Annotated in this window: 20 protein-coding genes and 1 riboswitch; of the genes, 6 read left to right on the top strand and 14 right to left on the bottom strand. The window is 49.2% G+C overall.

Going from position 1 to position 24,691, the window contains the following annotated elements; translation table 11 throughout:
* Window positions 1-159 precede the first annotated feature (159 nt).
* Window positions 160-549 (bottom strand): type II toxin-antitoxin system PemK/MazF family toxin, encoded by a 390-nt coding sequence (locus ACTTK7_RS15535; protein ID WP_462869008.1) that lies wholly within the window; start codon window positions 547-549, stop codon window positions 160-162.
* Window positions 550-607: 58 nt separating this feature from the next.
* Complete coding sequence (locus ACTTK7_RS15530; protein ID WP_322525078.1) at window positions 608-874, bottom strand: hypothetical protein; 267 nt, start codon at window positions 872-874, stop codon at window positions 608-610.
* A gap of 280 nt (window positions 875-1,154) precedes the next feature.
* Window positions 1,155-1,334: riboswitch (Lysine riboswitch) on the top strand.
* 149 nt (window positions 1,335-1,483) lie between these two features.
* Between ACTTK7_RS15530 and dapA the strand changes: the two genes are divergently transcribed.
* Both dapA and yidD read left to right on the top strand, forming a co-directional pair.
* On the top strand, window positions 1,484-2,371 hold the full coding sequence (dapA, locus tag ACTTK7_RS15525; RefSeq protein WP_462869007.1) for a 4-hydroxy-tetrahydrodipicolinate synthase: 888 nt from the start codon (window positions 1,484-1,486) through the stop codon (window positions 2,369-2,371).
* A 106-nt stretch (window positions 2,372-2,477) separates the two neighbouring features.
* Window positions 2,478-2,720 carry a membrane protein insertion efficiency factor YidD gene (gene yidD, locus ACTTK7_RS15520; RefSeq protein WP_462869005.1) on the top strand — a complete coding sequence of 81 codons (243 nt, stop codon included), beginning with the start codon at window positions 2,478-2,480 and terminating at the stop codon, window positions 2,718-2,720.
* Here the strand turns inward: yidD and ACTTK7_RS15515 are convergent.
* From ACTTK7_RS15515 to ACTTK7_RS15485, 7 genes are all read right to left on the bottom strand, one after another.
* Complete coding sequence (locus tag ACTTK7_RS15515) at window positions 2,717-3,646, bottom strand: DMT family transporter (RefSeq protein ID WP_462869004.1); 930 nt, start codon at window positions 3,644-3,646, stop codon at window positions 2,717-2,719. The genes yidD and ACTTK7_RS15515 overlap by 4 nt on opposite strands.
* Window positions 3,647-3,667: 21 nt before the next feature.
* The gene (locus ACTTK7_RS15510) at window positions 3,668-5,041 is read right to left on the bottom strand and encodes a hypothetical protein (RefSeq protein ID WP_462869002.1); all 1,374 of its coding nucleotides are present in this window, start codon (window positions 5,039-5,041) and stop codon (window positions 3,668-3,670) included.
* A gap of 132 nt (window positions 5,042-5,173) precedes the next feature.
* Complete coding sequence (locus ACTTK7_RS15505) at window positions 5,174-6,397, bottom strand: M24 family metallopeptidase (RefSeq protein WP_462869001.1); 1,224 nt, start codon at window positions 6,395-6,397, stop codon at window positions 5,174-5,176.
* A 35-nt stretch (window positions 6,398-6,432) separates the two neighbouring features.
* Window positions 6,433-7,872 carry an aldehyde dehydrogenase family protein gene (locus ACTTK7_RS15500; protein WP_462869000.1) on the bottom strand — a complete coding sequence of 480 codons (1,440 nt, stop codon included), beginning with the start codon at window positions 7,870-7,872 and terminating at the stop codon, window positions 6,433-6,435.
* Window positions 7,873-7,884: 12 nt separating this feature from the next.
* On the bottom strand, window positions 7,885-8,925 hold the full coding sequence (locus ACTTK7_RS15495) for a homoserine dehydrogenase (protein ID WP_462868999.1): 1,041 nt from the start codon (window positions 8,923-8,925) through the stop codon (window positions 7,885-7,887).
* Window positions 8,926-8,941: 16 nt separating this feature from the next.
* Complete coding sequence (locus ACTTK7_RS15490) at window positions 8,942-10,156, bottom strand: M20 metallopeptidase family protein (protein ID WP_462868998.1); 1,215 nt, start codon at window positions 10,154-10,156, stop codon at window positions 8,942-8,944.
* Window positions 10,157-10,171: 15 nt separating this feature from the next.
* Window positions 10,172-11,377 carry a cystathionine gamma-synthase family protein gene (locus tag ACTTK7_RS15485; RefSeq protein ID WP_462868997.1) on the bottom strand — a complete coding sequence of 402 codons (1,206 nt, stop codon included), beginning with the start codon at window positions 11,375-11,377 and terminating at the stop codon, window positions 10,172-10,174.
* Between the two features lie 203 nt (window positions 11,378-11,580).
* On the opposite strand from ACTTK7_RS15485, the gene ACTTK7_RS15480 reads away from it, so the two are divergent.
* Entirely contained in the window at window positions 11,581-13,290 is a 1,710-nt protein-coding gene (locus ACTTK7_RS15480) for a PucR family transcriptional regulator (protein ID WP_462868995.1), read from the top strand.
* Between the two features lie 39 nt (window positions 13,291-13,329).
* Here the strand turns inward: ACTTK7_RS15480 and kapB are convergent, their stop codons facing one another.
* The 5 genes from kapB to ACTTK7_RS15455 all read right to left on the bottom strand — a co-directional run bounded on the left by kapB (window position 13,330) and on the right by ACTTK7_RS15455 (window position 21,204).
* The gene (kapB, locus tag ACTTK7_RS15475; protein WP_462868994.1) at window positions 13,330-13,707 is read right to left on the bottom strand and encodes a sporulation phosphorelay system protein KapB; all 378 of its coding nucleotides are present in this window, start codon (window positions 13,705-13,707) and stop codon (window positions 13,330-13,332) included.
* A gap of 19 nt (window positions 13,708-13,726) precedes the next feature.
* The gene (locus ACTTK7_RS15470) at window positions 13,727-13,951 is read right to left on the bottom strand and encodes a hypothetical protein (protein WP_462868993.1); all 225 of its coding nucleotides are present in this window, start codon (window positions 13,949-13,951) and stop codon (window positions 13,727-13,729) included.
* A gap of 123 nt (window positions 13,952-14,074) precedes the next feature.
* Window positions 14,075-15,559, bottom strand: a complete 1,485-nt coding sequence (locus tag ACTTK7_RS15465; RefSeq protein ID WP_462868992.1) for a glutamate synthase subunit beta — start codon at window positions 15,557-15,559, stop codon at window positions 14,075-14,077.
* A 93-nt stretch (window positions 15,560-15,652) separates the two neighbouring features.
* On the bottom strand, window positions 15,653-20,260 hold the full coding sequence (gene gltB / locus ACTTK7_RS15460) for a glutamate synthase large subunit (protein ID WP_462868991.1): 4,608 nt from the start codon (window positions 20,258-20,260) through the stop codon (window positions 15,653-15,655).
* A gap of 191 nt (window positions 20,261-20,451) precedes the next feature.
* Window positions 20,452-21,204: an NRDE family protein gene (locus ACTTK7_RS15455; protein ID WP_462868990.1), complete on the bottom strand. Its 753-nt coding sequence runs from the start codon at window positions 21,202-21,204 to the stop codon at window positions 20,452-20,454.
* Window positions 21,205-21,596: 392 nt separating this feature from the next.
* On the opposite strand from ACTTK7_RS15455, the gene ACTTK7_RS15450 reads away from it, so the two are divergent.
* Genes ACTTK7_RS15450 through ACTTK7_RS15440 form a run of 3 tightly spaced genes read left to right on the top strand, consistent with a single transcriptional unit; the run spans window position 21,597 to window position 24,578 of the window.
* Entirely contained in the window at window positions 21,597-22,652 is a 1,056-nt protein-coding gene (locus ACTTK7_RS15450) for a toxic anion resistance protein (RefSeq protein WP_462868989.1), read from the top strand.
* 30 nt (window positions 22,653-22,682) lie between these two features.
* Window positions 22,683-23,594, top strand: a complete 912-nt coding sequence (locus ACTTK7_RS15445; protein ID WP_462868988.1) for a hypothetical protein — start codon at window positions 22,683-22,685, stop codon at window positions 23,592-23,594.
* 21 nt (window positions 23,595-23,615) lie between these two features.
* A complete protein-coding gene (locus ACTTK7_RS15440) occupies window positions 23,616-24,578 on the top strand; it encodes a DUF2777 family protein (protein WP_462868986.1) in 963 nt (320 codons plus the stop codon).
* Window positions 24,579-24,691: the final 113 nt, after the last annotated feature.

Raw genomic sequence — 24,691 nt, 5'->3', positions numbered from 1 at the left:
TGGTACTTTCATTTTACACTGGGATACCATGGGTGTTTTTTATTTTTTAGGTGTTGCACTTAATATTACAATTCAAGATAACAAAAAACCTTTCCGGGACCGGAAAGGTTTTACGTATCAATATGCAGGCGGGGGCCCGCAGTCGTTATGTATGATGGTTTAATTGAATTCATGCAGGCCAAGGCTTATTTCCAGACCTTTACGCACCTGCTCCATGGTTTCTTCATCAAGATGGGTAATTTTATCAGTTAACCGCTGCTTATCAATAGTACGAAGCTGCTCGAGCAGGATAACGCTGTCACGGTCAAACCGATGCTTGGCTGCATCAATTTCTACGTGTGTCGGCATCTTTGCCTTTTTAATCTGTGCCGTAATAGCAGCCACAATCACCGTCGGACTGAAGCGGTTACCAATATTATTTTGAATGATAAGTACGGGGCGGACGCCTCCCTGCTCTGATCCAACTACTGGAGACAGGTCCGCAAAAAATACGTCCCCCCGTTTAACTACTTTTTTATGATGCTGATTGTTTTGTTTCGAATCACTCAAACCACCCATTCACCTCCTTTTCCGGTTGCGCGCTTATGCTGCCGGACAGGATGAACAGCTAGTCTTGTTCGTGCAGCCGTCGTTCTGTCGTCTGTGTAGATTCTGTTTCGGCATATTCAAATTCAGCGCATATTTCAGCATTTAGTGCAGCCATTTCTGCATATCCGTTCTTCAATTGTTCCTGCATGTCTGTGGATTTTTGTTTTTCAATTTGATCTTTTAACACCTGATGAAAAAAAGAATCCTTTTCTGACTGGGACAGATGTTCGATTTCCGTATAGAGTTCTTTTGGAAGTTCTAGAGCTATCTGCTGAAGCTGCGACATACGTAATTGGCCCCCTAATGTTCTGTTTTCCCTCTCTCATTATATAAGAAAGATTCACTAAAATGAAACGTGTTTTTTAAAATTTTTTGCCCGCCCCGGGCGCAATCCGCTAAAACAGCTGCGGGAAAGGGATAAACAGACAATATTTAATTATGTTTACTCACGCCAAAATCAGGCAATACAGAAAAGACAATTGATTTTCTGCCGTACTATTGTCTTTCGGGGCGTTATCTGCTATAGTGTAGTTAATTAATTTCATATCCTGCTTCTTTATTTGAGAAGTGAGGTTAGAGGCTGCGAAAACTATTAGTACGCTTTAGGAAGAGAATGAGCTCTGGTGATTAAAGCGGAAAGGGGTTTTTGCCGAAGCTGCGGACGACTCAATCGTTCAACGCTGGTCTCGTATTGAATAAATGCGGGACTGTCATACAGATTTTCTGTATGGAGGGCTATCTCACGCACGTGCGGTTCTGCTTAACAGCTGAAGCGTTCCTGCAACGATGGGCTCTTTCCATGGTTGCTTTTTTCGTGTCCGGAAGGAGGCGAAGACGTGAAACCGCAAGCCCTCTCTTTTTAGGCAAGACTATACTTTTAAGAGGGTGAGTAAACATGAATTTTGGCAGATTGAGTACAGCAATGGTGACTCCATTTGATGAACACGGAGATATAGATTACACAGCATTAACCAGACTGATTAATCATTTGATCAGCACAGGAACAGAAAGCATTGTGGTGGCAGGGACGACCGGCGAATCCCCAACGCTCTCCCACGAGGAAAAAATCTCGTTGTTCCGTCATACCGTCCAGACTGTAAACGGCCGGGTGCCGGTTATTGCAGGCACAGGCTCCAACGATACAAGAGCTTCACTCGCTTTGTCCCTTGAAGCAGAAAAAACCGGCATTGATGCCGTCATGCTTGTTACTCCGTATTATAACAAGCCTTCCCAGGAAGGCATGTACCAGCATTTCCGTACAATTGCCGAAGGAATTAACACTCCGGTTATGCTTTATAACATTCCGGGGCGAAGCGCGGCCGGTATGACACCGGAAACTATTGTACGGCTGTCCCATGTCAGAAACATCTGCTCCATTAAAGAAGCGAGCGGGGATCTCGAAGCAGCGGCCTATATTCTGCAGCATGCGCCGCAGGACTTCACCTTATATAGCGGCGATGACAGCCTGACGCTTCCACTGCTGTCTGTTGGAGCTACCGGCGTCGTTTCTGTTTCTGCCCATGTGGCCGGAGAGAGCATGCAGGACATGATCCAAAGCTTCTTTAACGGACAGCCGGTCTATGCCGCTTCCCGGCACCGCGATCTGCTGCCGCTGATGAAATCCATGTTCGCGGCGCCTAGTCCGACTCCGGTAAAAGCAGCTCTTGAGATGCGCGGCATCATGTCCGGCGATGTCCGCCTCCCAATGGTACGTTTAAACGCGGAAGAAGAAGCACTTCTGCGCCAGGTTGTTGAACCAGCAGCCTCCTTTTACGTCGGTTAATACAGATGTATCGCTTTAAACCCTGCCGGTTCAGGCGGGGTTTTTCAGTTCTGCTTTTATTTGTGCTACGCTTTAAGTGCAAAAAAGACTATAGGAGTGCGTATGTATGAAAAAATTGATAGTGGCGCTGATCCGGCTGTATCAACGTTATATCTCCCGGTTCACCCCCCCTTCCTGCCGGTTTTATCCCACCTGTTCGCAGTACAGCATTACCGCCTTTGAGCGTTTCGGTTTCTGGAAGGGTGCCTTTTTGACCATCCGGCGCATTGTCAAATGCCATCCATTTCACCCGGGTGGTTTTGACGAGGTTCCAAAAAAAAAGCAGGCGTCCGCTAAGCATCATACTTAGCAGGCGCCTGTTTTCGTTTTTTTTAACAGCAGCTGATCCACCCACCCGGTGCCAAGCAGCACGCCGGCCACAATGAAGATGAATCCTCCAAGCTGAGCCGGAGATACGTTTTCTCCTAGGATAAGCGCCGAGCTTAACAGGCCGAAAAAGGGCACAAAGTTATTAAAGATGGCAGTTTTCCCCGGGCCGATTTTCGAAATCGACGCGTTATATAAAATCTGGCCGAGTCCGGTGGCAAATACTCCGGAAAGTAAAAACACGAGCCAAACCCATCCAGGAGCGGAAATATACGACTCCCACCCGGACGGAGACAGTACAAAGCTGACCGCGAACAAACCAACAGAGCCAAGCATCAGCGTGTAGATCGTTAATACTCTCGGCGCCACCAGTTCAGATGCTTTTTTAATGAACAAAAAGCTCACGGCCTGGGCAGTCATTGCTGCAAAGATAAACGTATCTCCCCTCGCCGCTTCCTGAACAGATCCCCCGCCTTCTCCGGTGAGATTAATAAGTACCGCCCCTGCAAACCCGGCAAACACCCCGAGCCAGCGAAGCTTCGTAAAGGCATCTCCCAAAAACAGCATGGACAAAAGCGCTGTTGTAATAGGAAGAAGAGCCAGTATAAGCGAGCTTTTTACAGCGGTTGTTTCACTCAGCCCTATAGCTAAAAACGTATGGTGACCGGTCATGCCAAACACTGCAGCCAGCAGAATGTACATAAAAGCAGCCCTCGGCACCCGCTCATGCTCCTTGCGCAGAAAAACAAACAAGGCGACAGACAGGCCGGCGAGCAAAATGCGGGCAGCCTGCATATAAACTGGATTAATTTCAGCCACCAGCACCTTCAATGCCACGACATTAAGTCCCCACATCAGCATAACAAGCATGACGGATCCGTATAATTTTCCAGCCTCGAGTGGACGCATGCTGCATTCTCTCCTTCGTTTTTACATTACCGTTTCTCCCAGCACAAATAGTACAAGGCCCAGCACGACGGCAGCGCTTAGAATAAATGCTGTATTTTTTCTGATTACCTGAATGGTAGTCGCCCCCATTAAATGAGACGTCATAAGTATCGCTCCTGTAAACGGAGACACCTGGACCCCGAGCATCCACGACATGAGGAGCAGCACGGCCATAAACGGAGCCCCCACCCCAAAGATTTCCGGCGAAAGGGCCCCGCCGAGACCAGTGACAATTATTACGGGGTGAATACCTACCGCAGAGAGCCCCATTACGATAGCGACCACCCAGGCAATCAGCAGAATCATATAGCCCTGGGACAAAAAGCTGATGGCTTCAGACAGCCATCTTCCAGCATCGCTGCTTCGAAGCGCCACACTGAAAAATCCAGCCGTTACAAAAATACCAATTTCGTTGTACAGGCGTTCAAACGAACCGCTGACGTGTTTCCACGTGGAATGCGCAAACGAGGCAGCCTGTCTTCGCGCAAGGGCCCACACCCACGGATACAAAAGAGCGAGCACCGAAACAATCGTCAGCATGCTGAAGGGCAACAGTGCTTCAAGCAAAAAAGAAGCAGCAAGCAGCACGCCTAAAAATAGTAAAAACGTGCGCATCGAAGACACCGGCGGATTGGCTTCTTTTTCTTTCTCCGGGACCGTCCACGTATCATCGGCGAATGCTGACGAACGAAAAAATACAACGACCAGAGCTGTCAATACAGCAGCCATCACGATCCCATAAGGCCCGACCTCTCCCCAGCTTAAATCATAGATGCTTAAAATCAGAGCCATATTTACAAAGTACGGCGACCAGAGCATACAAGAGCCAAATCCCCTGAGTACCGTTAAAGCCATTCTTTTTTTCTCAAAAGAGGGAAAGCTTTCTTTGGCAATGCCGTACACAAGCGGCATGGAGCCAAGATTCAGAATGGCTCCGATGCTTGCCGTCACGCCGTAGCCAAGCCGGTGCGGCGGCACTCCTCTTTTTTCGTTCTGGCGTTCGAGATACTGCTGAAAAGCATGCAGATGCCCCGCTTCCGACATGTATGTCCCAATCAGCGGCACCGTCAAAAAGAGGGCGAGCAGCGGCAGGTTTTCCCCGAAGCTTGTCCACACGGTCTGCCAGGAAACACCGTACGTCCAGAACAGAGCAATGCCGACAGCAATCAGCACGTAAACGACACGCCGGTTTAAGGGCGGCATGACAGGCAGAGACGCCACAAGCAGTACCCCGGCGATAAAACTGTACCCGTATTCGACAAACGGAACGTTTAAAAGCACTTCTAAAAAATAGCAAAATACAGCTGCAAAAGCTGCTGCTCCCAGTGTTGGTTTTATGTAGGCCTGCCGGTTCATGATCATTCCCCGTTTTAGTCAAATCTTCATTGCAAACACCTTTATGCTACCATTATCCGGAAAAAATAGCCAACACCCGCATGACATTCATGAAAAAGCGGGCTCCCCGTAAAGGAGCCCGCTGCCTGTTTCTTATCTATAGTGGGCGTTCAATCGGTTTTCCGCAAAACCGTCGCCGAGTACCCCTGGTTCTTTTATATACATATCCCGCGGCACGTGGCTGAGCAGTTCACAGCCATTTTCCGTAATGCGGATCGATTCGGTAATCTCCACCCCGTGATCGTCGAGCCAGATGCCAGGCATCAGGTGAAACGTCATATTCGGATGCAAAATAGTGTGATCGCCCTTGCGGAAGCTGACAGTATGCTCGCCCCAGTCAGGCGGATAGCTGAGTCCGATGGAGTAGCCAAGGCGGGATTCCTTAAAATAACCGCGTCTTGCGATCGTCCGGCTCCACACACTTTCCACCTCTTCTGCCGTCATCCCCGGTTTAATCGCATCCATCGTAGTTTCGATGCCTTCCACGACCGTTTCCGAGAGATCATACATTTTTTCGGGAGCCTGGCCGATCGCCATCGTCCGCGCCATTGGGGTATGATAGCGCATATACGCCCCGGCAATTTCAATCGTTAAAAAGTCCCCATAGTTATATTTCCGGTCCGTCCATGTCAAATGCGGGGTGGCTGTATTTTCGTTCGCGGGAATCATCGGCACAATCGACGTATAATCTCCGCCGAATTCCTTTGTTCCGAGAATCTGGGCATTGGTGATAGCCGCAGCTACTTCATTTTCACGAACGCCGACATCCACCGTATCAAAACCAGCCTGCATGGCATTTTCGAGTATACGTCCGGCGCGGTACATGCACTCAATTTCCGCTTCTGATTTTACCAGGCGGACCCAGTTGACAAGCGTGCTGAAATTACGGAATTCGGCATTTGGGAGACCAGCCTGGATTCGTTCATAGCACATGGCGGTGAAATAAAATGCATCCATCTCCAGTCCAATTTTACGGTTGCCCTGGCCGATCTCGGTCAGGATGTTCGCTGCGAAATCCATAGGGTGCTTGATCGTCGACTGCACAAATTCATCAGGATACGGAATGATATGGTCTTCGTCAAGCCATGTAGTGACGGTAGCGCTGTGGGCATCCATTTCCCGCCCGATCCATAATGGCTGATCCTCGTCAATCATCACAATAACCATTTGGTGCACATAAAACGACCATGCGTTATATCCTGTTAAATAGTACATGTTGGATGGATTGGAGACCAATAGCACTTCAATACCGTATTCCATCATTTTCATTTTCGTCTGGTTCATTCTCGTCAGGTACTCATCTTTTTCAAATAACATGAGCTGATCCCCCCTTTTATCCCGTCTACATTTAATTATTCATCAATGGTAAAGCATACGAGCCGTTTTTCCGACATTTCTTCAATGGCAAATGCTACGCCTTCGCGCCCGATGCCCGAATGCTTAACGCCGCCAAATGGCATAGCGTCGATCCGGAAATCGCTGCTGTCGTTAACCATGACGCCGCCGACGTGAAGCTTGCGAACAGCCTTCAGCGCTAAATTGATATCATTCGTATAAATGCCGGCCTGCAGGCCGAAGGGCACACTGTTCGAGCGTGTTACTGCTTCATCAAACGTTGCCACAGAAGCAAGTATTACTACCGGGCCGAACACTTCTTCTTTTACAATCGTTATATCCTCCGGTACGTTCGAGAGAACAGTCGGTTCGATAAAGGCTCCGTGCCGTTTACCGCCGGCAAGCACTTTGGCTCCTGCCTCCACTGCTTCTTCAATCCAGCTTTCAATCCGTTTGGCTTCTTTTTCATTGATCACCGGTCCGATATCCGAATTTTTGTCCATCTTTCTGCCTGCACGCACCTGTTTGGCTTTATCCACAAACGATGCTTCAAACGCTTCGTAAATGTCTTCGTGAGCATACACCCGCTGGACACTCAGGCAGTTCTGGCCGGCCGCTCCAAACGCTCCGTCCACGCCTGACTGGGCCGCCTTTTCAATGTCTGCATCCTTCCAGATAATAAACGGGGAATTCGAGCCCAGCTCCATGGACAGCTTTTTCAGTCCTGCTTTATGGGCAATGCTTTTTCCTGTTTCATAGCCACCGGTAAAGCTGATCATCTGAACGTCTTCTGCTTCAACCAGAATGTCGCCGATGTCACGGCCTCTTCCTGTAATTACTGTGAGTACTTTTTTCGGAAGACCGGCTGCAATAAACGCTTCGGCCAGCTTTAATGCACTGAGCGGTGTTTCTGTTGCCGGCTTCACTATGACAGCATTCCCAGCGGCAATCGCCGGTGCCACCTTGTGGGCCACCAGGTTCAATGGATCGTTAAACGGCGTGATAGCTGCTACAACGCCTACCGGGAAGTGATAATAGTATCCCATCCGATTCGTATTGCCTTCCATCTGATCGAAATTAATCGATTCCCCGGAAAGCCGACGTGCTTCTTCCGCCCCAAGACGTATCGTTTCAGCGGTCCTCCGTGCCTCACCGGAAGCTTCCGCTATCGTTTTGCTTCCTTCAAGAGCAATGATTTCTGCGAACTCATCTGCATGTTCAAGCACATAATCCGCTACTTTGTTTAATATATCCATACGTTCCCGGACGCTCAGCGCTTCGGCGATTTCCTTTCCTTCAACAGCAATCCGCACGGCTTCGCGCGCATCGTCACTGCTTGCCATCGGCACTGTGCTGATAACGGACTGATCCTCGGGATTGACGACGTCCAGCGTCTGCTCCCGGCCGACCCATTCTCCGCCGAGCAGCATCTTTTGCTCTGTGATTTTTGTTGTCATATTATCCCGCCTTTATATAGTATTTCGGTCCATGTTAATCAAATCGATCAACAAGGCAAATCCTGTTTCCGGCACGCCGGCCCCGGCGCCCATCAGCGTAATCGGACCGCTCAGGTCGCATTCATAAGTGACAGCGTTTACCGCACCTCCGACGTTTGCGAGGGCGTCGTCTTCGGAGAGCAGCTCCGGTTTTACAGAGCCCTTAATTGTCCCGTTGACGTTTTCAACGCGCCCGATCAGCTTCCAATGCTTATTTTCATTTTTTGCCTGCTGCATATCTTCTGCAGAAAGAGACGTAATTCCCTGACGTTCCACGTCCTCTTTTTTCAGATCTGCTCCCATAACGACGTTGGCAAGAATGACTACTTTATACAATACATCATAGCCTTCAACATCGCTCGTTGGATCTGCTTCCGCGTATCCGCGGGACTGGGCTTCTTTTAAAGCTTCGCTGTATTCCATGCCCTGCTCCATCTGGGTGAGCATGTAATTGGTCGTTCCGTTCATGATTCCTTTAATAGAAGTAATCCGGTTACCGGAAAGGCTTGTAAGCGGCATCCGGAGTGCCGGCGTTCCACTCATGACCGTTCCTTCGAATAAAAACCGTACGCCATTCTCTTCCGCCAGCGCCTGAAGCTCTTTATAGGCAAGAGCCACAGGGCCTTTATTCGTAAGAACAGCATTTTTCCCGGCCTTGAACGCCGTTTTACAGTGGTCAATTGCCGGCTGGCCGGTCTCCACATTGGTGAACGTAATTTCGATTACGGTATCAGCGTTCGACTGGGTGATCGTTTCAATGCTGTCCCATCCGCGAACAAGTCCTTCAGTATCAGGATAGTTTTCGACCGTTCCGTCTTTTTTCAGGCAGTCGAGCACCTTCTGCATATTAAGGCCGTCCGGGTGGTGAAGGGAGCCTTTGTACAAATCGGAAACAGAAACTACCAAAAAGTCGGAACCAAACGTTTCCTTCAGCCAGCTGCCCCGTTCCAATAGTATTTCTGCAAGGCCCCGGCCCACTCCGCCAAACCCGATAAAATCTAATTTATGCGGCATATTTTTTCCTCCCAGTCTAATCTGTCTTGTGCTTTGTCATATAGTGTACAGCTGCTCCTGCAAGCAGGGAAGCTCCAATTGGTAAAATGGTTTCTTCAATATCAAACTGGGGCATGTGCAGCCCGCTGTCTGCGCGATCAGGATAGCCTGCGCCGAGAAACATCATGCAGGACGGCACCTCTCGCGCCATGTAACTGAAATCTTCTCCACCCATGCCGTAGGATTCTTCGTGAATAATCGTTTCCGGGTACAGTTCTTCAAGCACGGCCCGGTAGGCCTTCACTGCTTCGGGACTGTTGACGAGCGCCGGTTCTCCTTCAGCGATCGTTACCTCCTGGGAGGCGTTCATTGTCTCAGCTATGCGGAAAGCCTGCTGCAGCTCCTCACGCAGCCGCTTGCGGGTGGCGTCCGAATAGCTGCGCATGGTGCCCCGGATGCGGACCTCGTCCGGTATAACATTGGTCGAAGCTCCTGCTTTTAATTCGCCGATGCTCACCACTGCCGGCTCGAGCGGAGACGTCCGCCGTGAAACAATTCCCTGCATCGCCTGCATCACAAACGTGCTGATCCAGACCGGGTCAGTGGCAAGATGCGGATAAGCCCCGTGGCCGCCGCTTGCACGAATAACTCCTTCGAACGTATCAATGCCTGCCATGCTCGGACCTTCCTGCAGCCTTACATGACCAGGGGTAAACTCAGGGTCCATATGAAGGGCAAAGGCTGCCTGAGCGCCCTCGAGCCATCCGCGACTGATCAGATACGGGCTGCCGGTACTGCCGTATTCATCCGTATCTTCCTCTGCCGGCTGAAAAATGAAGCGGATGGTTCCGTTTAAAAGCTCCCGTTGCTTATGAAGCACAGAGCAGGCCCCTAGAAGCATAGCGGTATGGGCATCGTGCCCACACGCGTGCATTTTCCCCTCGTACGTGGAAGCATAATCACAGTCGTTTTCTTCCTGGATGGGAAGGGCGTCGATATCTGCACGCAAAATGACGAGAGGGCCGTCCCCGGCCCCAAGCTCTGCGATTACGGCCGTATCTAGACCCGTTTCTTCTCTGCCGCTGTAAATTCTTAAATACTGAAGTCCGGCAAGCGTCGCTTTAATAAATGATGCCGTTTCATGCTCTTCAAAGCTCAGCTCGGGACGGCGGTGCAGGCCGCGCCTCCATTCCACCAGCTGCTCCCGGATCGCTTCTGCTTCTTCTTTAATCGTTTTGGTCACTATAGTCATCGCTCAAACCGTCCTTTAGTTTTTCACGCTTTCGGCTTTTGGCAGCGAAGCCAGTGCCTGTTCCAAATCGTTAATGAGATCATCTGTATCTTCAATTCCGACCGAGTAGCGCACAAGGCTTTCCGGAATACCGAGAGCTGCGCGTTCTTCCGGTGTATTCTCTACGTGGCTCGTCGTTCTTGCCGGCCCTACCGTCGTTTCCACCGATCCCAGATTTGCTGCACGGTTGGCGTACTCGAGCTTTGGCAGGAACTGGCGAACGGCATCCATTCCGCCTTTTAACGAGAAGCTGAACATGCCGCCAAACTGCTTCATTTGTTTCTCTGCAATGTCATGTCCTGGATGAGTTTTGAGCCCCGGATAGAATACCTGGTCCACCTGCTCATGATTTTGCAGGTGTTCAGCGATTTTCATCGCAGATTCACACTGCTGGCGCACCCGGAGATGGAGCGTCTTCATGCCCCGGATCATCAGGTAGGCAGCCATTGGATCCATCGTCGCTCCGTTGATTTCGCGGTAATGGAAGACCTTTTCGATCAGATCCTTCCGGCCGCACACTGCCCCGCCGAGGGCATCTGCGTGGCCGCCCAGAAACTTCGTGGCACTGTGAATAACAAGATCCACACCAAATTCGATCGGGTTCTGGTTGATTGGGGTTGCAAATGTGTTATCAACAAACACAAGCGCTCCCACTTCCTTTGCCACCCTGGTCATTCGTTCGATATCAGTAATTTTCACCGTTGGATTGGTTGGTGTTTCAAGGTATAAAATATCGCAGCCTTTACGGACTTCTGCTTCAATCTCTTCATGGTTGCCCGTTTCGCAGAGCGATACCTCAATATCCATATGCGGCAGAAATTCGGTAAAGATTTTATTTGTACCACCGTACGTATCCCTCATGGATACTACCCGGTCGCCCGGACGGAGGAACGTAGCCAGGGAGTTGCTGATAGCAGCCATACCGGTCGAAAAGCTCGTAGCCGCCTCAGCATCTTCCAAAATTCTGATTTTTTCTTCGAACGATTGCAGGGTAGGGTTCGTATTCCGACCATAGATATGCCCTTCTTTCTTTCCTGTTGCTACGTCATACCAATGGTCCAGATCGTCGTACGTATAGGCAACACTGTGGACTACCGGAACCTGGGTCGCTCCAAATGCCCGGTATTCTTTTTCTCCTGCCCATACTGCTTTTGTTGAACGATTAATGTGTGTGTTTGTCATGATTGAACACAACCTTCCCTGTTACTATTTTTTCTCTACCTTCAGTGTATAGATTATCTGTTTAAATTCCATTCACACAATTGTATGAAGTTTCGCACTTTCTTTTGCACAATGTGCATGACACATTATCTTCCATGCAAATATGGTAAAATAATAATCAGAAGATGAATTTACGTTTTGGTATTGTAAAGGGGTGTCTGGCGATGATTTCTATGCAACAAGTATTACAGCTTCCGATTATGAACACGGCCCTTCCACTCACATCGAATGCCGATTCAAGCTCTATTACCGTTTACTGGGCATCGGTTATAGAAACACCTGTGGAAGATTTCGTCCGGCCACGGGAATTAATTTTAAGCTCGGGGATCGGATGTCAAAACGAGAAGGATCTGCTTGAGTTTATTGAAGAGCTGATGGAAGCAGGAGCGAGCGGTTTGATTTTGTCTGTCGGCCACTACATCTCCTCGATTCCTGACAACGTGATCGACTTTTGTGAGTCAAAAGCGTTTCCGCTCGTGGAAATCCCATGGGAGATCCGTTTTTCGGACATTACAGAAGCAATTTCCGAAGCCCTCCATAAAAGCTCGCTGCGCTCGATCGACGTTTCGAATAAAATCCGTACAGACCTTCTCGAGATTATTCTTGAAGGCAGGGCCATGGAGGCAATCGCCTCTTATGTATACGAACAGCTTCATATACCAATGCTAGTGGTCGATAAGCGCGGACGCCTGAAGACACAGACAAAGCAGTCGTCGGAGCTGGCCGAATGGTGGAACCAGTATTTAAGCCAGGGAGGGAATCCACTTTTCCCCCCTTTTCAGCAGTCAGATCCTGAAAAAAGCCTGCCGGCCAACATGGAATGGATGGATACAGACACCGGCACCCTGCTGCGCCTAACCGTGCAGACGACCCAGGATATCCAGGGCTATATGATCCTTCAGTGGCCGACTCACAAAGAAAAGCACGATGTATTTGAAGAATACACCCTGCTTCTGCTTGAACATTCGGTCACCACTTCCGCTCTCTGCTTTTTGCATGACCAGACAGCGCTTGAAACCGAGATGCGCCTGAAGGATGATTTTGTCTGGAGCCTGGCAAAGGATAATTATGAATCCCGGGACCAGGCGCTTTCACGCGGAAAATCATTAGGCTATAACCTTGAGCTCCCTTATATCTGCTTTGTGGCCAAGCCTGAAAATGTCGAACGGGTCTTTCACGCAGAATCCCCGCCGCTTTCCTATGACCACTGGCTCGAACAGATTGGCTATATGTTTGAGGAAGAAGTCTCCCACGCGAGCCGTTATTTAAAAGCACGCGTAATGAGCACCTTCCAAAAATCTGAACTGATAGTGTATCTGGAAATGCACCCAACCATGATGTATGACACAGTATACTATTTTGCAGAAACGGTGCAGTACCGCCTCGAACAAAAAATCCCCCACCTCGTCATTTCCTGGGGGGTAAGCAAGACAGCCGCGCCCTGGGAATTTGTGACAAGCTTTTCGGAGGCTTCCTCTGCTCTTGATGCCGGACGCAGGCAGCGGGGATTCGGCTATATTCATACGTATGAAGACACTCGCTTTGACCGGGCTCTTATGTCTCTCTCTAAAAATGAGGAAATCCGTCAGATCGCTGAAGCTACAGTCGCCCCCCTCCATCATTATTCCGTCGAGCGGGGCATTGATTTAATGAAAACGGTCCGCACCTACAATGAATGCAAGGGCAATGTCAGTCAGACCTCCCGGGAGCTAAACCTCCACCGCCAGTCCCTGTTATACCGTCTGAAAAAAATCGAGTCACTTACGAGCTGTGATTTGAATAATTCCGATGATCTGTTTTTAATTGAACTGTCTATTCGGCTGCACACAGCCGGAGCTCTGTTTGTTACCGATGAGCGCACTCCTCATGTATAAAAAGGATAAATACAAAAATAACTCTGCCCGCGGGCAGAGTTATAGTAATTTTTGCCGTTCATAATCAGCTTTAACCGCATGGAGCGTTTTCAGCGATTTCTGGGAAAATTCATCCTTTTTACTTTCGAGCTCCTGCTCGTAAGCATCAAACGCCTGTCGAAGAGATTCCTTATAGGTCATGTCCGGTACTGCTTCAAGCGGCTTCACCGCTTTTTTTTGCACCCAGATTTTTTCTTTTTCCGCCAGTGCCCGGCGTTCATGGAAAATCGGCACATTTGTCTTCTTCGGCTGGTGCAGGTCTCCCTGCCGCGGGTGTTCAAGTACCACTTGTACTTCCATCAGCCACTGTTCGGGATTTTCTTTTACAGGGATTCCAACGTAAACTCCTGATTTATAAGGAAAACGATACTGCTCCATCTTTTTTCCACCTTTCCTGTCAGCCTCCCGGCGTTATAGCAACAAACCATTCCCACAGCATTTCTGCCCAGGGCACCAGATGCGTGTTTGTCCATTCATTGTATTCGTTCCATCCAAAAAGCACCTGGGCCATCTCCCCGGAAAATGAAACCATTACAAACAATAACGCCGTTGCTAAAATAAGTACGATAATGACTGCATAAATAATTACTGCTGTTAAAATCCCTTTTGCAACTTTTTTCAATGTGACTCCTACTCCAACAAAGTTTTAGTCTATTGTATCAGATTATTAATAAAAATTCATTACAGTACGTGAAATTTAAAAATCTTTTCCTGAAAAAGCCCGGATCAACCGGGCTTTTTCATTTTACTGCAGGTTTGTCGTTCCCATCAGGAAACGGTCGCACTCGCGGGCTGCTTCACGTCCTTCATGGATAGCCCATACTACAAGGCTTTGACCGCGGCGGTTGTCGCCTGCTGCAAATACTTTTTCATGATTTGTAACATAGCTTCCGTATTCAGCGTTCACTGTACTTCTTTCTGTACGTTCGATTTCCATCTGCTCAAGCAGCTCCTGCTCGGGTCCTGTAAAGCCAACGGCCAGCAGTACGAGATCGGCTTTCCATACGCGCTCGGTTCCAGGTACTTCGTGACGGACTTTTTTACCGTCTTCAAAGACCGTTTCCACTTCCACCGTATGAATTTCCTTTACCTGCCCTTTTTCGTTTCCGACAAATTTCTTTGTCATTACTTTGTAGGCACGCGGGTCCTCGCCCTGCAGAGCAGCTGCTTCTTTGTGCCCGTCTTCCTGCTTATAAACAAGTGGATACAGCGGCCAAGGGTTGTCTTCCGGACGTTCATTATCTTTTTCTTTATTGATATCAAACTGGGTCAGGGAAGCGCAGTTGTGACGGAGTGAGGTCGTAATACAGTCCACTCCGGTGTCCCCACCGCCGATAACGATCACGTGCTTATCCTTTGCACTGATATATCTGCCGTCTTCAAGGTTCGAATCCAACAGGGATTTTGTATTGCCACGCAGAAAGTCCATCGCATAATGAATTCCTTTTAAGCCGCGTCCTTCTGCCGGCACATCGCGATGATTCTGCGCGCCTGTACAGAGAATAACTGAATCGTATTCTTCGTCGAGCTGTTCGGAGGTAATATCTTTTCCTACATCGACACTCGTCCGGAACTCGATGCCCTCTTCTTCCATAATATCTGTTCTTCTTGTGATGGTTTCATTTTCAAGCTTTACTTCCGGAATTCCATAGGCAAGCAGCCCGCCGATGCGGTCGTCCTTTTCGAATACCGTCACCGTATGGCCGGCCCGGTTCAACTGCTGGGCAGCTGCAAGTCCTGCCGGTCCGGAACCGATCACCGCTACTTTTTTGCCGGTTCTCGTTTTTGGCGGATCAGCTGTAATCCAGCCTTCCTTAAATCCTTTTTCCACAATATGGTATTCAATGGATTTGATGGTTACCGGGTCATCGTTGATGGCTACGGTGCAGGAGCCTTCGCACGGAGCCGGACACACTCTTCCGGTGAATTCCGGGAAGTTGTTTGTTTTATGAAGACGCGTCAACGCTTCCTGCCATTTTCCGCGATAGACAAGATCATTCCATTCCGGAATCAGATTGTATACGGGACAGCCAATTTCATCGGAACCGACCATGGAAGTACCAGCCTGGCAGAACGGGATCGCACAGTCCATACAGCGGGCGCCCTGTTCCTGAAGCTTGTCTTCCGGCATCATGATCTGGAACTCCTGCCAGTTTTTCACCCGTTCAAGCGGGTCCAATTTACTTGGAGCTTCTCTTTTATATTCCAGAAAACCTGTTGGTTTCCCCATTTCCCTCACTCCCACTTTTAAAATCGTTGTATGCTGTTCATTCAACGCCTTTATTCGAAAAGCCAGGAAGGCTGTGAAAGCCTTCCCGGACTGTTAATTTCCAGTGACTTTTTCTTTATCTTTGTCCTCTTCCGTCGTTGCTTCCTGGAAAGCTTCAAGCACAGCATCCGCTTCGCTCAAGCCGTTGTCTATTCTTTCCTGGATCGACTGCAGCATTGCCTGGTAGTCGTACGGAATAACCTTCACAAAATGCTTGCGTTCGGTCTCCCAGGCGGTCAGGATGCGTTCTGCTGCTTCGCTGCCCGTCTGTTTTCCGTGCGCTTCAATCATCTGCTGGATCTCCTGCTCGTCTCTGGCAGATTCGATCGCTTCAAGACCTACCATTTCGCTGTTGTATTTACTTTCAAGCGTCTGGTCAGGGTCGTACACGTACGCTACGCCGCCCGACATACCTGCTGCAAAGTTTTTACCGGTAACACCGAGATTAACGACAACACCGCCGGTCATATATTCACAGCCATGGTCCCCGACGCCTTCGACTACGACTCTTGCACCGCTGTTTCTGACACAGAACCGTTCACCCGCTACTCCGCGGATGTAAGCCTCCCCGGAAGTAGCTCCGTAAAAGGTTGTGTTTCCAATAATAATATTGTCTTCCGCATCAAATGTAGAAGTATCCGGCGGCGTAACAATCAATTTTCCGCCTGACAGTCCTTTGCCGATGTAGTCGTTGGCATCGCCAATCAGACTCATCGTCATGCCTTTAGGAATAAACGCCCCGAAGCTCTGGCCGGCCGAACCATGGAACGTAAATCTGATAGTGTCCTCCGGCAGGCCTTCGGCACCGTACTTCTGTGTAATTTCGCTTCCGAGCATCGTCCCGGCCACACGGTTGGTATTTTGGATATCGAACTCGCCAAACACCGGTGTCTGTGATTCAAGGGCATCCTTTGCCGCATGCTTTAACGTCGTTTCGTCAAGAGAGATATTCAGTTCATGGTCCTGCTTAATATGGGCCACGTGCTTGGATTGATTTTTCGCTTTCGGACGGTGAAGCAGAGTCGAAAGATTTACCGTCTGTGCTTTTTTATTGTTTACCGAGTCTACCTGCTTCAGCACTTCGGTATGGCCAACCATATCGTCAATGCTTTTGAAACCAAGTTCTGCCATAATTTCACGAAGCTCTTCGGCCACAAAGGTCATAAAGTTGACGACGTTGTCCGGCTTGCCCATGAATTTTTTACGCAGTTCAGGGTTTTGTGTCGCAACGCCTACCGGGCATGTATCGAGATGGCACACGCGCATAATGACACAGCCAAGTACCACGAGCGGTGCCGTGGAAAATGCGTATTCTTCCGCACCGAGAAGAGCCGCCACCGCTACATCGCGGCCTGTCATCAGCTTGCCGTCTGTTTCCACGGAAATCCGGTTCCGTAAATTGTTCATGACAAGCGTCTGATGCGTTTCTGCGAGCCCAATTTCCCATGGCAGGCCGGCATGCTTAATGCTTGTGCGGGCAGCGGCACCCGTGCCGCCATCGTAACCGCTGATGACTACATGGTCAGCCCGGCCTTTCGCGACGCCGGCAGCAATCGTTCCAACGCCTGTTCCTGAAACGAGCTTCACACTGACCCGGGCGTTCGGATTCGCATTTTTCAAATCATGGATGAGCTCAGCTAAATCTTCAATCGAATAGATATCATGGTGCGGCGGAGGCGAAATCAGGCCTACACCTGCCGTCGTGCCCCGCACTTCCGCTATCCACGGATATACTTTTTTGCCGGGAAGCTGCCCGCCTTCGCCAGGCTTTGCCCCCTGGGCAATTTTGATTTGTATTTCGTCGGCGTTGACCAGGTAGTGACTTGTAACACCAAAACGTCCCGAAGCTACCTGCTTGATCGCACTCCGGCGCAGGTCACCATTTTCATCCGGCGTAAACCGCTCTGGATTTTCCCCGCCTTCGCCCGTATTTGATTTACCGCCGATGCGGTTCATGGCGATGGCAAGTGCCTCATGAGCCTCCTCGGAGATAGAGCCGAATGACATTGCTCCGGTTTTGAAGCGTTTAAAGATATTTTCTGCCGGCTCCACTTCGTCGATGCTGATCGGCTCGCGGACGCCTTTGTTAAATTCAAGCAGGCCGCGGAGCGTTGTCTGCTCCTGTTCCTGTTTATCGATAGCGCCTGAATACTTTTTAAAAAGCGTAAAATCGTTGGTTTTAGCGGCATGCTGCAGCATATGGATCGTATGCGGATTGTATTGATGAGGCTCACCGTACCGTCTCCACTGCAGGTCATCCCCAGGGTCAAGCGTCATATCCAGTCCTTCGCGGTCATTGTAGGCCCGGAAGTGGCGTTCAAGCACATCTTCTGCAATAATTTCTGTGCTTACACCGCCGATTCTTGAGGACGTCCATGTGAAATAGCGGTTGATTACTTCATCATCAATACCGACGGCTTCAAAAACCTGCGCGCCCCGGTAGCTCTGTACCGTGGAAATGCCTATTTTCGAGAGGACCTTCATGATACCTTTTGTGGCACCTTTAATATACGTGCTTACCGCTTCCACATACGAACCTTCCATCAATCCTTCTTTGATCATGTCATCGACCGAATCAAAGACCAGGTACGGATTGATGACTTCTGCACCGTAGCCGAGCAGCACCGCCAGATGATGTACCTCCCGGGGCTCGGCACTTTCAAGCACCAGGCTGACATCTGTACGGCGTCCCGTACGGATGAGATGGTGGTGCAGCCCGCCAACCGCAAGCAGCGCCGGGATCGGAGCGTAAGTTCCGTTCACGTCACGATCGCTTAAAATAAGAATAGTCGAGCCTTCCTCGATGACCTGGTCCGCCTGCTCAAATATACGTTCAAGAGCACGTTCCATTTCATTGGCTCCTTTTGCTGCTTCAAAGACGATGGAAAGCGTAGAAGCTGCAAATCCTTCCAGTTTATTGGAACGGAGCTTGGCTAAATCTTCGTTGTTGACAATTGGCTTTTTTAAATACAGCTGCCGGGCGTGCGATGGCTTTGGATCGAGCAGGTTGCCCTGCTTTCCGATAGTCGTACCAACAGCAGTGACTATTTCCTCTCGGATAGCGTCTATCGGCGGATTCGTCACCTGTGCAAACAGCTGTTTGAAATAGTTGTACAATAGCTGCGGTTTTTTGGAAAGCACTGCAAGCGGAGAGTCGTAGCCCATCGAACTGACCGGATCTCCTGAACCTGTGGCGAGTGGCTTGACCACTTTTTCCAATTCCTCATATGTGTAGCCGAAAGCAAGCTGACGCTGCTCCAGTTTTTCAAAATTGGTGTTGTACACATCCTGGCTTTCAAGCACATCCTCTAAATCCGTCAGGTATTCGTCTGTCCATTCCTGGTACGGATGCTCACCGGCAATTTTATCCTTGATCTCTCCGTCAGGAACAATACGCCCTTCTTCGAGATCCACAAGCAGCATATGGCCGGGATGAAGGCGTTCTTTATATAAGACATCTTCCGGGGCTATATCAAGCACTCCCACCTCTGAAGACATGACAATCTGGTCGTCTTTAGTAACGTAATAGCGGGCCGGGCGCAGGCCGTTTCTGTCGAGACAGGCACCGATCTGGTTTCCGTCCGTGTATGCGATGGCTGTTGGCCCGTCCCATGGTTCCATTAAGCAGCTGTGGTACTGATAAAACGCACGCCTTTTTTCATTCATAAGCGGGTTATTCTGCCACGGCTCAGGAATCATCATCATGGCAGCATGAGGCATTTTATGCCCGGACAGCGTCAAAAACTCAAACGCGTTATCAAACATCGATGAGTCACTGCCTTCAGCATCCACGACCGGATGAACCTTCTCCATGTCGCTCCCAAACAGATCTGATTCAAATTTCGGCTCCCTGGCATGCATCCAGTTAACGTTCCCTTTAATCGTGTTGATTTCCCCGTTATGGATGAGATAACGGTTCGGGTGCGCCCGCTCCCAGCTTGGGAATGTATTCGTGGAAAAACGGGAATGCACAAGCGCGAGCGCCGTTTCAAACTGCCGGTCGTTTAAATCTTTATAAAACTGGTTCAGCTGCTCTGTCGTAAGCATCCCTTTATACACAATGGTCCGCGAGGACAGGCTTGCAAAATAGAAGCTGTCCTGGTCATGAAGCTTAACCCCGTGCTCATGCTCGGAGCGTTTTCTGACAATATACAATTTCCGCTCAAAATCTTCTCTCGTTTTTACATTTTCCGGGCGCTTAATAAACAGCTGGCGGATAGCCGGCATAGCGGAGAGTGCCGCGTTTCCGAGCATCGAATCGTCAGAAGGCACTTCGCGCCAGCCGAGCAGCGGCAGCCCCTCTTCTTCAACCATTTTTTCGATGGCCTGCTCGCACTGGGCACGCCTCGTGTTATCTACAGGCAGAAACAGCATCCCAACTCCGTAATCGCCTTCCTCCGGCAGCGAAAAGCCGAGCTCATTTTCTTTATTTTTAAAGAAACGGTGCGGTATCTGCAGAAGCATTCCTGCGCCGTCCCCGGTATTCACTTCATCTCCCTGACCGCCGCGGTGGTCCAGGTTTCTTAAAATTTGCAGTCCTTTTTCAACAATGTCGTGTGACTTTTTCCCTTTAATATCCGCAAGAAAGCCGATCCCACAGTTATCCTTCTCAAACTGGGAGTCATACAAGCCTTCTTTATAATTTTTTCTAGGCAATAACATATACCCCTCTCCACCTCTCTCCATGGTGTCCAAATTTAAATTGGTTTGCATATTATATCATTTTTCTAAACATTCGACAAATTAAGATTTGAGTTTCACTAGTCATGTAAACGCTTATAAGCAGGACTGCACGCTTTTATACTTTCAGTGCCTTTTTATATTCATACGACCCGTAGAATAAATATTCATATTTATACATGCCATTCATAATGGCCAGTACCGGTCCGGGCGTCAGTCATCCGCTCGAGCATTGTAATTTTTCCGTCTTTTCGCACAATAAACATTGTCTGACATCTCGTTTTGTATTCCGGGAGATCAATAAACATCGATGAAAGCTGTTTCTCAAGCTGTTTGTCTATCCCTGTATCAGGAAGCTCCTGATCGTCGGCCGGCTCTGCATTTTGCATTGCTTTAAAAAAAGCGTCAGGATCGAGCGTGTTCCCTGAAGAGGCAAGCAGCGTTTCCACGTGCTTTTTTGCTTTTTCGACCTTCGGCCACGGCGTGTTCAAAGAGGCGTTGCTGAGCGCGTGAACCCCGGGCGCAAGACGCTCTTTATACGGTCCTTCTTTGTGATTATGTAAATAAAACAATTCCTTATCTGAGCCCGCGATCATATTGAACCCTCTGTATTCGTTTCGGTCTTTTTTCACTGATTCAAGCACCTGCTCCGATCCGTTCCGCAAAAATCGCAGCGGCAGATGCCCCCGTGATTTTCCCCCGTTTTCCATGCCCGGACTGCGGATATTTGTCACAGCTGCGAACCGTCCGGAAAGACTGCCTCCCATCCATGTACCGCCCTGCTGTAAATCCTTCCCCGCCACGATGCCTTCGCCCTCCCATTTATGAAGGCGCTCAGTCGGCCGTTCTAAAAATTCATCCCGGTTGGAAACTACGACAAGTGGGAACCATGGATGCATCTGATACGCAAAAGCAATTAAACACATGCCATTCGTTCCTTTCTTTTTCCTGCGGATGGTTTCCGCACGCTGGAGCTGCTCCGCCGTTTATCCGCTTTCGTTTTGTAAATAGAGCAAATGCCTCTTCAATTGAATAGTATTTGCTGAACCTGGCAATTCTCCCTGAAAAAAGCCTTCTGGCTTTTGCCGACTTTATTATATACTGCTTCTATAATATGTTACAAAAAATTTTCAAAATTGCAAAGGAAAATGAATTATTCTGTTCACCCCGGCACTTCGTTTCTAATGGACATTTTTTTACTATTGCCCGCTCTAATGCTAAACTGTAAGTATTATACTTCCTTTTTATAAACTATTGTTAATGATCATACGATATATAAGTAAAGGCCCCGCCGAATTAACTATGAGGAGGAATCCGCATGAACGACGAACCCAATACAAATCAAGAAGATTTAACTCCCTCCAATAACGAAGGGAGAAGCAAGGAAGAAGCTGAAAAATTCATTGAACGCTTTAAAAATGAAAAAGATGCAGATCAGCTCGTAAGTACTCTCGGCGGCCTCGGGGAAGCCGAGCAGCGAAAAGCCGGCGACTCCCTTGAAGCATTAAAGCGTCCCGTCCGGGAAATGATAGATCAAAAGGACAACGAGCTTCCCGATAAGCTTCATGAATTAAAAACGGTGGTCGGCGAACTTGAGCCGGAATATTTAAAAGAAGGCCGCCTGCAGAAAACAATGAATAAAATTTTACGCCGCGATCCGGTCGAGCAGTACGCGAAAAAATACGAAACAGTGGAATCCCAGGTCGACAATATTATTCACGGTCTCCTCGCCGGCCGGGACAAGCTGCAGGAAGACAACGTCATGCTTGAAGAATTACGGGAAACGGCCATTAAGCGCATTGAGGAGCTTGAAACGCAGATTGAAACCGGCAAACAGCTGAACGCCATGCTCGAGGAAGAAATGCTTGAAGAACAGTGGCGCGATAACCCGGCCGCTATTCAAAAAGGGCAGCAAAAAGTAATATCCCGGGTAAAAAATATGACCCAGGCGGTTATGGTGCTGCAGCAGTCGATTGCTTCGATCGACCTTATTGTCGATAACAATGGAAAGCTTGAAGAAGCGATATTTAACGCCATTACCATGACGAAAAATATCGTTACCGTCACCGCTTCCATCCAGCTTGCCCTTGGCAATCAGCGGAAAGTGATCAATGCGGTGCAGAGCGTCAACGAATCTACCGAAAATATGCTCACCAACAATGCACGCATGCTGAAAGAAAACACGGCCGATACTCTGAAGACACTCGAAGAGCCGGCGATCGCCCTCGAAACGTTCCAGCAGGCTTATCAGGATGTGTACGAAGCCATCCAGATGACGGAGCAGTCCAATGAACGTATTGTCGCCTCCAGTAAACAGTTCATTTCCGAAATGGACGAATTAAACAACCAGATGAAAAACAAATTGTTAAACTGATAGATACCAACGTATAGGACGGTGAATCACTTGGCTAACAGATGGTTTGAACATCCCTGGGTTGAACGCTTCCTTCCGGACCATATGCGCCCGGTGGATGATCATATCTTCTCCGACAGCCACGGGCTGTTTATCGTGGAGGAAATGGAAGCAGCAATCGACCGGGTGATTGCCCGGGCGGATGAACTCCGTCAGTCCAAACGCCTGAAACGCGAAAACGAACTTTTTTTGTTCCGTATGAAGCTGACCGCCAGGCGCATCCGCATTACAAGCTTCGAAAAAGAGCGGTCCCAGGCAGCTATTCAAAAGACGGTGACCATTGACTATGTGCGTAGTACTGACGGGCACACCCCGGCTTTTTTACGGGAAGCACTGGTCCATTACATGAAAAACGGCAAAATGCATGCCCGTAACATTGAAAAGTCGTCCTACTTCCAGCACATTTTCCGCAAGCTTGAAGTGCTCGATTACACCCTGCAGGGCCGGGCCCCCCGGGACATTCAGCTGCACACAGCCGAGCCGGCACCCGCAGAGGAAGTGCCGGAAGACGAGCCAGTAAAATGGCATAAAGCACTCGACCGGTTTCATCAGCACTACGTAAAGCAAAGCAGCGGCCTCCCGGCAGATATCCATCAGGAGCTGCAGCAGATTGACAGGGAGCTTGAGGAACTGCGCTCTTCGCCTTCCCTGCAGTTCGATGTGGAGGATGAATATCTGGTTGAACGCATGCTTGGCCGTGAAATACCGGATCTCATCGAAACGTACCGGCTGCTTGAACCGAATCACAGGAACGAGCAGCACGATGCTCTGCTGCAGGCGCTTGAAGCGATGCGCGGGCGCCTCAGCTCGCTGCGCATGGAGCAAAATGATGTGCACGCCCGGAAAATGCGCCAGCTGCTGAAGGTAAATGAGAAAAGATACCGTCAGGAAAAGAAATTTTAAAGGAATAAAGCGAGGTCCATTATGAAACGACAAGAAGCATTCGAGCATCAAGGCCGCCCCGTGGTTGTCGATTACGGCAGAACCGGGGCCTATTACGGTATTTTAGAGCAGACGTCCGCCGCCCCCCGGAAAATTTGGGAAGGACGTGTCCGGATTCAGCAGGCCCACCGCCTCCCGGATGTAGACAAAAAAGAAGCGGTACATGAATTTAACCTTCAAACCATTACTGTACCGGGAACTAAAATTCAAGCTGCTGACGACCGCACCCCAGCTTCCTATGAGCACTCCGTCGTTCAGCTGCTTGAAAAAGAGATCTCTTCTCCTCTTGTGTCCTACAGTGATAAAAAAGAATGGAAGCGCCTGCTGCATTCTCTTTCCGTTACTTTTACACCGGAACCAAAAGAACCACAGGAAGAGTCTTATATTTATTATGAAATTCACCGCTCGCGGGGGAACGTATTCCTGCGGGAGGCGCCGGATGGCCAGGCTCTTGACATCGAAGACTGCCCGTTTGAACTTGAAATTTCCCCGGCCGGTCTTCCCTGGCGCCGGGCGGTCCATTACTACGATATGTATTTCCGCAACGATCACGGTCAGATATTTGAGCTGCAGGAGCATGATCATGTCCGCATTCACAGTGATCAATTCCGGCCGTTTGCCATCTTTTTAAATGAGCTTGAAGACCCTTCCCGCTACAGCCTTGTTAAAAATATTCACTCCAACGGATTCAGCAAGGACGATCTGATTGAATGCCATAACCATCTGCTGTATCAATTAATGCAGGAGCCTGAAGAAACTTCTTTTACCGGGGTGAATTTTCTCTATTTCCGAAAACAGCAGTCCGTACTTATCGTGCAGCATCATTATGAAAGGAATCTGTACGCAGAGGACGAGGACTATGTATTCGATCGCTTTGAAATTACAACCGATAAGGGCGTACGCAATCTGTTTATCTATACAAATTCGTTTGCCCGGGGACAGTAACCGCATGCTATACAAAAAAAGGCTTTTGAACCTCGGTGATATGCTCCCCTTTAAGTAGACAGGTGAAATAAATCATCTGTTTTGCTTAGAGGGGAGCATTTTTTATGTCTTAT

Source organism: Marinococcus tarijensis, from assembly GCF_054971385.1.
This window is presented reverse-complemented; position numbering and strand designations above follow the sequence as displayed.